Origin of the sequence: Emticicia sp. (assembly GCF_049241225.1) — a bacterium.
Taxonomy (GTDB): Bacteria; Bacteroidota; Bacteroidia; order Cytophagales; family Spirosomataceae; genus Emticicia.
Map to the genome: position 1 here is coordinate 3,417 of NZ_JBMLRC010000157.1, position 3,584 is coordinate 7,000.

At 37.6% G+C, this 3,584-nt stretch carries 4 protein-coding genes; all 4 read right to left on the reverse strand.

Annotation, left to right across the window (positions count from 1 at the left end; all coding sequences use genetic code 11):
• Window positions 1–1,034, reverse strand: a 1,034-nt coding sequence (locus ACOVO2_RS09195; protein WP_421769677.1) for a carbohydrate binding domain-containing protein, incomplete at its 3' end; no start/stop codon positions are given.
• Between the two features lie 212 nt (window positions 1,035–1,246).
• A complete protein-coding gene (locus ACOVO2_RS09200) occupies window positions 1,247–2,038 on the reverse strand; it encodes a formylglycine-generating enzyme family protein (RefSeq protein WP_421769678.1) in 792 nt (263 codons plus the stop codon).
• A 116-nt stretch (window positions 2,039–2,154) separates the two neighbouring features.
• The gene (locus tag ACOVO2_RS09205) at window positions 2,155–2,898 is read right to left on the reverse strand and encodes a glycoside hydrolase family 11 protein (RefSeq protein ID WP_421769679.1); all 744 of its coding nucleotides are present in this window, start codon (window positions 2,896–2,898) and stop codon (window positions 2,155–2,157) included.
• 433 nt (window positions 2,899–3,331) lie between these two features.
• A partial coding sequence (locus ACOVO2_RS09210; protein WP_421769680.1) for a RagB/SusD family nutrient uptake outer membrane protein occupies window positions 3,332–3,584 on the reverse strand: 253 nt, incomplete at its 5' end.

The following is a 3,584-nucleotide window of genomic DNA, read 5'->3' on the forward strand; positions in this document are numbered from 1 at the left end:
CCCCACTCAAAACCACCGTTTGCAGTTATAACGGCATCCGATGTAGTTACACTTGCATCATCAATCAAATAGGTGTTGGCAGCCCCAGCCAAATCAATAGCTACACGAGTAGTAGGCTCAACTGGAACAAAGTTTAGAGTAATTTTCTGCCAGTCGGTTCCTACATCAGTTAATGGCGAATAGGCATAGGCTGCATAATTTGCCAGTGGAGAGATGGTCGAAAGCCGCACTTTGCCCGTACCACTTGCTACTTTTACATAGATTGAATAACTAAAATTTTTACCAACGGGAGTATTCAAGAATGCACTTCCAATCTGAACTCGCCAAGGGTCACTCTGATTTGAGATGGCAGAAACCACCTTTAAAGCCCTTGTACCTGTTCGGACTTCGGCAGGAACGGTTGTTTGGTCAAAAGAAGTAGGGGCATTAATACCAGTCCAGTGTGTGAAAGCAGAGCCGCTTCCATCTTCAAAACTCGAATTGGGCAAATGATTGGTCAGTATGACGGTTGGTGCGGCATTTCCGAGCATTTCCATATCATCTAAATAATATACTACATTGCTTTGGCCCAAATCCAGTGCAATTCTTGTAGCTGCCGAATTAGCAGTAAAAGTCCAAGTAAGCTCGGTCCAAGTACCCGAAGGTACACTAAAATCTGCACTGTAAAGCGAATTAGGCTGCGTAGAAAAACGTATGGTGCCACCGCTCGTAGCAGCTTTAACCCAAATCTTAAATGTATAGCTTGTACCAATTGTTGTTGCGATATTATCACTTACAATCTGTACTTGCCACTGTTGGCCAGCAAAACCTGGCCCAGCTGACTTCAATGCTCGTGTGCCACTTCTAAATTCGCCTGCGGTGGTGGTGGCCGTTAGGTAAGTAGCTCCATTAAATTTACTCCAATTGGTGAAATTATCACCTGTTCCATTCTCAAAACCAGGGTTTGGCACAAGATTTACCTGCCCAAATAAGGTAGTAGTCAAGCAACTTATAGTAAAAACAACCATAAGTATTAAAAAGGATCTTTTTTTCATTGAATAAGTTTTTAAAAAATTAAAAATTCACTGGAAACCTTTTATATAAGAAGAGGAGGTAAAATCAATCAGGAAAAGTAAGTTAGTTTGGTGTAAAAAAAGTATGTGGAATACTAAATCATTTGATAATCAGCAAAAACTAAACAATTTTATAGAATAGTTTTTGCGAAATTACCCGTCAGAAAAATGTCAAAAGAAATAAGTTTTGTGTTTCAGTTGGCATTTTTGCAAACCCTAAAACCATGGTCAGGACCAATACCATTGGGCTGATGGTCGCCAATGTAATTTACTTCACAGCAAAAGTCGGCACCAATCCAGCCGCCACCCATCCAGACTCGGCTGATTGGAGATTGAATGCCTTCTACCAAAAACCAGTCCCAACACCATTCACGGACATTACCCGACATATCAAAAATACCCAACTCGTTCGGTTTTTTCGAGCCCACTTCATGAGTTGAATTATGATTACTTTCAAGCATTTTCCAATTCCAAAACCCCTTCAGGAATTTATCACCAGAATTTTGCCAATACCATGCAACATCTTGAATATTATTACTGCCCGAATACTTGAGTTTTTTGGATAATTTTCCACCAGATGCAGCGTAAGTCCATTCTTCTTTTGTTGGAAGTCGATACCCGTTAGCGTTTACATTTCTTGTAACCGTCCACCTCACATCGTCTAAAGGGTTAGTATTAAAGGTGTCTTTATTTATCTTATCAATATTATAGTACAACTGTAAACCTTCTTTTTTACTTCTTGAATTACAATATTCAATGCAATCGTACCATGAAACATTTTCGACTGGGTTATTGATATTTCTAAATTTTGCTGGGTTCTTTCCCATGATCTGAACCCATTCGGCTTGGGTGGTTTCGTGAGATGAAATCCAAAAAGATTTAAGATTTCTGTTACCATCAACCAATATCATCTTAGGTATAGATTCATATAAGCATGAATAACAAAGTACCACACAAATGAGTACTAAAATGTTAAGGTTTTTCATCGAGGTGTTCTTTAAGATTTTTTCTACTTTTTAGCTTTAAGAAGTAAAGTATCAACCAATAAAAGCTTTTTTACTGATTGATACCCACACTTATAATTTACCCCAAGCACTGTATATTACCAAACAGTAGCGTTTATAGAACCACTTTTATAGTTGAAAGCTTCGAGTGCCAAGATTTGATAATCGTACGAACCAAAACCTTGACCACCGCGAGACCTCCAGTTATTAATATGTGCCGACATATTGATACTTCTGTTGGTGCCTCTTGATGATCCACCCCAGTTATCGATATATTGCCAGAATGTGGCAGTACCAATAATTGACGGAGCATTTACACGTTGGTTTTTAATAAATCTGTAGGTTCGTCCATCGATCGTAACGGTATTAACCTGAGTGCTACCAGGTATCGAACCAAATTCCGACACATAATATTCAATTAGTGGGCTACGGGTCCAGCCATAAACACCCACAAAGTCGAACGCTCCTGTCAGTGATCCAACATTGTAATTAATTGTACGAGCTGCACCAGGATTCCATCCTTTTCCGCCGACTATATCTCTGCAGTTGCTGTATGAAATCGCAAAATTTCCACCAGAACCATGAGTCAACGAACCAGAGCCTCCTTCACGATAAAGAGACCAAAACCAGCCATTGTAGGTTCCTTGATCATTCTCTTTCAATTTTTGAGGAGCGGCAATTGATTTGCCCAGTGAGTCAACATATCCTGAAACTCGATTGCCAGAGCTAACGATTTCTTCTTCATTAGACTTTTGACAGCTGCTCATAATTCCACACCCCAAAATCAGTACTAATAAAAGGGTAGCATGAGAAAATTTCGAACTGAATTGATTTTTTTGCATTGTTTTTCAAGGTTGAATGATAAAAAATTAGATTTATGTTTTAGGGGTAATTATCTAATAAAAACTCAGTACAGGTCACTGTTATTTAATACTCATTCGTCCGCTCAAACCATAACTATAAGTGGTAACTGGATACATTTTGTATTCATAAGTATCCAAACCATATTTCTTATAGTATAAAAAACCATATGCTTATAGTATATTATACCACAAGTATAATAGTTAATATTTAAATAAGCAAATATTTATATAAAAAAAATAAATAATGCAATTTTCAAACTTTATCGACAGTAAATGCTGGGCGTAAATAACTTCTGACAAAAGCGATGACTGAAATTTAAATTACAGGGTAGATGTGGAATTACTAAAAAATGAAATAAAAAAAGAGGCCACCTTTTTAGGGCAGCCTCTTTGAAAACAGAAACGATAATTCTTAATAACCAGGGTTTTGGTCCTTATTATCAATATTTGGATTATTGTCAATTTCAGACTGAGGGATAGGCAAAAGCTCAAACTTGTTGGCCGTAAAATAAGATATAGGCTCACTTGTTTGTTTTTTATTTTTTCTCCATCTCAATATATCAAAATTACGCACCTGCTCGGCAGCTAATTCTACCATACGCTCATGTTGAACAGCCTCAAAAACTTGAGCTTTATTGCTACAAGGATAATTTTTAGTAGGATAA